This window comes from Ruminococcus sp. CAG:330 (genome assembly GCF_000437175.1).
Lineage (GTDB): Bacteria > Bacillota > Clostridia > Oscillospirales > Ruminococcaceae > Ruminococcus_C.
This window is the reverse complement of the sequence record NZ_FR897991.1, coordinates 5,569-11,164: the sequence shown is the minus strand read 5'-3', so window position 1 is coordinate 11,164 and position 5,596 is coordinate 5,569. Positions and strand designations below refer to the sequence as shown.

Annotated in this window: 8 protein-coding genes and 2 tRNA genes (1 of these 10 cut by a window edge); 5 read left to right on the top strand and 5 right to left on the bottom strand. The window is 55.4% G+C overall.

The features are described from left to right. The 5 genes from QZL66_RS01195 to QZL66_RS01175 all read left to right on the top strand — a co-directional run. The coding region (locus tag QZL66_RS01195; protein WP_293601746.1) for a chorismate synthase at positions 1–353 on the top strand (353 nt) is incomplete at its 5' end. A gap of 39 nt (positions 354–392) precedes the next feature. After that, positions 393–962: a DUF4364 family protein gene (locus QZL66_RS01190; RefSeq protein WP_226943731.1), complete on the top strand. Its 570-nt coding sequence runs from the start codon at positions 393–395 to the stop codon at positions 960–962. 94 nt (positions 963–1,056) lie between these two features. After that, entirely contained in the window at positions 1,057–1,713 is a 657-nt protein-coding gene (gene pyrE / locus QZL66_RS01185; RefSeq protein WP_022409942.1) for an orotate phosphoribosyltransferase, read from the top strand. A gap of 69 nt (positions 1,714–1,782) precedes the next feature. After that, a tRNA-Arg gene (locus QZL66_RS01180) sits at positions 1,783–1,859 on the top strand. A gap of 47 nt (positions 1,860–1,906) precedes the next feature. Then, positions 1,907–1,982: transfer RNA gene (locus tag QZL66_RS01175), tRNA-Ala, on the top strand. Positions 1,983–2,147: 165 nt separating this feature from the next. On the opposite strand, the gene QZL66_RS01170 is transcribed toward QZL66_RS01175, so the two are convergent. The 5 genes from QZL66_RS01170 to QZL66_RS01150 all read right to left on the bottom strand — a co-directional run. Beyond that, positions 2,148–2,549: a zeta toxin family protein gene (locus QZL66_RS01170; protein ID WP_022409941.1), complete on the bottom strand. Its 402-nt coding sequence runs from the start codon at positions 2,547–2,549 to the stop codon at positions 2,148–2,150. A gap of 34 nt (positions 2,550–2,583) precedes the next feature. Continuing rightward, positions 2,584–2,718 carry a hypothetical protein gene (locus tag QZL66_RS01165; RefSeq protein WP_293601745.1) on the bottom strand — a complete coding sequence of 45 codons (135 nt, stop codon included), beginning with the start codon at positions 2,716–2,718 and terminating at the stop codon, positions 2,584–2,586. Positions 2,719–2,986: 268 nt separating this feature from the next. After that, entirely contained in the window at positions 2,987–3,373 is a 387-nt protein-coding gene (locus tag QZL66_RS01160; protein ID WP_022409940.1) for a hypothetical protein, read from the bottom strand. 106 nt (positions 3,374–3,479) lie between these two features. Next, positions 3,480–5,498, bottom strand: coding sequence for an ABC transporter permease (locus QZL66_RS01155; RefSeq protein WP_022409939.1), 2,019 nt, complete (start codon positions 5,496–5,498; stop codon positions 3,480–3,482). Continuing rightward, positions 5,495–5,596: the 3' end of an ABC transporter ATP-binding protein gene (locus tag QZL66_RS01150; RefSeq protein ID WP_022409938.1), read on the bottom strand. It continues 666 nt past the right edge of the window; only the last 102 of its 768 coding nucleotides appear in the window; its start codon lies beyond the right edge, outside the window; it ends in the stop codon at positions 5,495–5,497. Before QZL66_RS01150 ends, QZL66_RS01155 begins: the two co-directional genes overlap by 4 nt.

Below are 5,596 nucleotides of genomic sequence, written 5' to 3'. Positions count from 1 at the left end.
GACTGGAGTTTGGCGCAGGCTTTCAGGTGGCGGAAATGGTGGGAAGCCAGAACAACGATCCCTTCTATATTGACGAAAACGGTCACGTGATGACCAAGACCAATAACCATGGCGGCATTCTGGGGGGCATCTCCTCCGGCATGCCCATCACCATGAATGTTGCCGTCAAGCCCACCGCCTCCATTGCCAAGCCGCAGGAGACCGTGGACTTTCGGGCAAAGACCAACGAGGTTTTGCAGATCCACGGCCGGCACGACCCGTGTATCGTGCCCCGTGCTGTCCCGTGCGTGGAGGCCGCCGTCAACGTGGCGCTGCTCTCCCACATGATGGACTATCCGCATTTCGCAGGCTGATTTGAGGTGGCAGCAGTGCAGGAAGAAAATCTTTTGAAAATGGCGAAGATGGCAACACCGCCGATTATGGACTCCCATATGGCGAACATTCTTCTCTGCTATCTTCTCTATCGCATCGACAGACCGGTGCAGGTGAGCCAGCTGTATGACATTGCAGTGGGCAGCAACATTATCAATTATTTTGCCTATCAGGAATCCATTTCCTATCTCACCGAACACGGCTCCGTGCAGCTGCGCCGGATGCCGGAGGGCGTGGAGGAATATGTGCTTATGGAGCCGGGCGTGCAGACGGCGAGAGAGCTGCGCAACTACGTGGGAAAAGCGTATCGGGACAAGCTGGTTTCCGCCGCCCTCCAGTATTTCGCACGGCTGAAGCGGGAGAGCGAGGTCAAGCTGGAGTATATCCCGCTGAAAAAGGGATACTATGTCCATGTGCGCTGCCTCGATCTGGAGGACGACCTGCTGGATCTGAAGCTCTATGCGCCGGATTATACCCAGGCAAAGTATCTGGGCGAGCAGATCATGCGCAACCCCGCCGGTTTCTACGGGAAAATCCTCGAGGCGGCGTTCTCCAATCAGGAGGAGCGCATCGACCTCAGCGACAATTGAGACGATTCCGCCGAAATCTTGGGAAAAGGGCTTGACAAGAGCGGGAAAACCAAGTATAATGAAAAGGAATCAGAGTTAGGAAGGACGTTGGAACATGACCTATCAAGAATCATTTCTGCGCTTTATGGTGGACTGTGGCGTGCTGACATTCGGCAGCTTCACCCTCAAGAGCGGCAGACAGGCTCCGTATTTTATCAATGCCGGCAACTATCACAACGGCAACCAGCTCATGCAGCTGGGCCGCTACTATGCCGCATGCATTGAAGAGCACCACATTCCGGTGGATACCCTGTTCGGACCGGCTTATAAGGGCATCCCGCTGGCAGCTGCCGCAGCTGTGGCACTCTCCGACCAGTACCGGAAAACCGTGAACTTCTGCTTCGACCGCAAGGAAGTCAAGGATCACGGCGAGGGCGGCATGTTTGTCGGCAAGAAGCTGGAGGACGGCGAGCGTGTTGTCATCATCGAGGACGTTATGACCTCCGGCAAGGCAATGGCTGAGGTTTATCCCAAGCTCAAGGGTGCGGCAGACGTGGACATCACGGGTATGGTCATCACCGTAGACCGCATGGAGCGTGCGCTGGAGGGCGACAAGTCCGCCGTGCAGGCCGTGTATGAGAAGTACGGCGTTCCGGTGTATTCCATCGTTACCATGGAGGATATCATTCAGGCAATTCGGAACGGCATCATTCCGGGTCAGGAACATTTGGATGCCATGCTGGCTTATCGGAAGCAGTACGGCGTTTCGTAAAGCGTCCAGAAGCGTTTTCGCCGACGTTCCGGAGCAATCGTGTTGAGAGCAGGGCTGCTCTCGGCCTTTGTTTCCGTAGCTCAGCTGGATAGAGCGACCGCCTCCTAAGCGGTAGGTCGGGTGTTCGAATCACCTCGGGAACACCAAATTGAATTTGTACCAGAAAGAAAGCTGTGCGGAGTTCCGCACAGATGGGGCATTAGCGCAGCTGGGAGCGCATCACACTGGCAGTGTGGGGGTCAGGGGTTCGAATCCCCTATGCTCCACCAACGAAAAGCCACGCAGTTTCGGGAGGTTTCCCGTTGCTGCGTGGCTTGTTTTGTATGGGAGAATCCCAAAATTTGTGCGCTGACGTTTCAAAAGCACACGAAAGAACGGACAGAATACAACAAAAAACCGCCGCCGAAGTTACTGTACTTCGGGGCGGTTTTCGTTTATGCCTGCTCATTGTCTTTCCATGCCATAAAATCCCGCAGCCACTGGGGCAGAGATGTCACAAGAGGCATGATCTCGCCGCTCTGATAGAGTGCCACTTCTCGAAATCCGTTTTCGTTGTCGTAAAAATGCACTTCGTCGCAGTACGGCAATACCTTCGCCAAGTCCGCAAAACGCTTTTCATAGCGCCGCAGCACGTCCTGTTTCGGAATATTATGCCCGCCCTTGCGAACACGGTTTGCAATCCGAAAAAGGCTTTCCTCTGCACCGCTTACGCCCACATAATACAGCCGAATGTGATAATTTTTTTCTCTTGCCTGTTGTATGGTGCGAATGGTGCGCCTGCCGGAAAGTGTGGTCTCCTGCGAAAAGTTGATGCCTTTTTGCAGGCAGTTTTCCACACGTGCAAGGGCAAGTTTTCCGGCGGTCAGGCGGTCACAGGATTCCTTTGAAACAAATTACATTTGGATCAATAATCAAGCCCATATCCGGCAGCTGATGCCGCAGAACACCGGAAAGACTGCTTTTTCCCACGCCGTTCATACCGCCGATGATCGTGTATTGTTTCAAGTGTATTCCTCCTCACGCATACGCTAGCTGTCCCTTTGGCTCTGGAATATCCTTGCCAATGAGATCACCTTGTTTTTTTAAATACAATTATACCATATTTTCTGTATTTACACAAGTGTACTTGCGCAAGTTTGATCATTCTGCCTATTGGTATACTGACACAAGCGACAGGCAGCGGCAATCGTTCCTTGTGTGCAGGAATCAAAAACCGCTGCAAGGTGTCCTTTTGATACGCACCCCGCAGCGGTTTTGAATATGCCCGGATTCTTTATTCGAAATCTTTCACACTGCACACGGCGATGCTGCCGGTGAAGCCGGTGTATGCTGCGACAATCTGATAATTTCCGCTGTATCGCAGGGTGGCGGAGAAGGTACCGTCCGTGCCGGTGGGGAACAGCGTGGTGCAGCCTGTATCGTCCACACCGTAGAGCCGGACTGCGCCGGTCTTGCCGGAGACAGTTCCAGTGATGGAGAACTGCTGCCCGTTTGGCGCACTGCCGTGGAGGAGGACGCTTTTTCCAAGAGCACCGTCGCACACCACAGCACAGGAACTATTGCCGTCCTCGCCGGCGTGGGCACCGGAGGGAATGTGTCCGCAGCCGGCTGTGCCCAAAAGCAGCAGACCAAGCAGTCCGACGAGCGCACGCCGCCTCATGACCGGTTCCTCCGGCGCCACGGCGTTCCCGCAAGGCGCAGCAGCAGGATCAGCGTGCAGACCAGCAGACAGAGCAGAATCCGCCCCAGCGTACCGCACAGCCGCCTCATGCTTTTTTCACCAGCTGGTAGTAGCTGTGGGAGGTCGTCTTGTACATGACGATGTACAGCAGCGCAAAGACAAGGAAACTGCCCGCCGTCACGATCATAAAGAGAAGCGTATTGTTCAGCCCGAACATCAGCATGATGCGCCGCAGCAGCGGAAAGGCAAAGCAGATGTGAATGCCGGCCATGAGCAGCGGTGCGGCAAAGACGGTGAGAATCTGGGAGTTGATGCTCCGGCGAATCTCCTGTTTGGTCATGCCCACCTTTTGCAGAATCTCAAAGCGTGCCGCATCCTCGTAGCCCTCGGAGATCTGCTTGTAGTACATGATAAGCACCGTGCCGAAGAGAAAGACCAGACTCAGTAGTGCGCCAAGATACAGCATGCCGCCAAAGAGGGAGTAAAAACTGGAGCGTGCCTCCTCCCGGCAGCTGACGCTGTAGGAGAAGCCATCTATCGTTTCAGTACCTTCGGCTAAAGCCTGCTGGAGCGTGTTGTAAAACGCCATCTGCTGTTCCTCGTTGCCGTCCAGATCGAAGCCGTAGTACATGGTGTAGCGGGAGGGAATCTCCTGATATGCCGCTCTCTGGCAATCATAGAGCGCTTTCAGGGCAGCGTCATCGGGGACGACCAGATATATGGTGGGACAGCTGGCGGCGAGATTGTAGCCCACCTGTAGAAATTGCTCCACCTGTTTGGCGATGTGCAGAGTTTCCAGATCGTCGATCTGGATGGTGTCGTAGCGGTAGTTTCCACGGTACTCGAAGAGCATTGCCTCGTTCTGGGAGAGCGTCTCCGAAGCGCCGGCGAGACGGTTGTAAGTGTCCAGCGTTACGGCAGTGACCTCCACCACATGCTGATAGTCGCTGATCTCTGACATGGGGCGCACCAGCAGCTTGTTCTCCTTCAGAACGCCGGCAAAGCTGACCGAGCGGTATTGCAGGGGACTCCGGGCGGTTTTTCCGGACTGTTCCAGCGCCTGCTGTACCCGCTGGGTGAGATACTGGTCTGCAGCATCGCCCTTGTTGAAATCATCCACGCCGCAAGTAACCTCAAAGCTCTTGGGATAACGCTGGTGCAGGCTGTCCTCTGAACCGATGCGCAGGCAGAGCGTGGTGGACATCATGACGAGGACAAAGGTGGAGAAGATGCAGATGGAGGCGAGACTTGCGCCGTTGCGCTTCATGCGGTACGCCATGGAGGAGACGGAGATGAAGTGGTTGGTCTGATAGTAGTACTTCTTGTTCTTTCGGAGCAGGTGACACAGTGCCACCGAGCCGCTGAGGAAGAGGAGGTACGTGCCCAGCACCACCAGCACCACAGCGAGGAAGAGCACCAGCAGGGCACTTATGGGGTTTGTGGTGCGGATGGCGAGGAAATAGGCAACGCCCAGCAGGAGCACGCCCAGTACCGCCGGAAGCCAGCGGACTTTGGGCGGCCGTTCTCCCGCCTTTTCCCCACGCAGCAGCTCCACTGGCTTGGAAACGTGAATCTGTCCCAGCGAGTAGAGGAGGAGGAGCCCAAAGGCAATGAGTGCCAGCAGGATGACATTGCGCACGGCGTTTGGCTCAACGGTAAAGCCCAGCGGGGTGTCCGTGTTCAGCGTCCGTGCTGCCAGAAGTTCCGCCAGCTTAGATAGCAGAATGCCCAGTCCCAGACCGCCTGCCAGAGAGGTAACGAGGAGCATCATGGTCTGGAGCACCAGAATCCGTGCGAGATTCCATTTGCCCATGCCCAGAATGTTGTAGAGTCCGAACTCGGTCTTTCTGCGGCGCATGAGGAACGAGTTCATGTAGAAAAGAAAGATGACGGCGAAGATGGCGACCACTGCCGTGCCCCACGAGAGCACCATCTGGAGGTCTCTGCCGCCCTGCATCTCACGCACGGATGCGCTGTAGGTCAGATAGGACACGATGTAATACACGGCGAAAATGCCGATGCAAGTCAGCAGGAACGGCAGATAGATCTGTTTGTTTTTGGCGACGCCGTGCCACGCTAGACGGGGATATATGGTCTGTTTCATTGTGCATTCCCTCCTGTTGCCAGAATGGTGAGGGTGTCGGAGATCTTCTGATACAGCTGTTCGTTGCTGCATGGGCCACGGTAGGGCTGGTGGAAGAG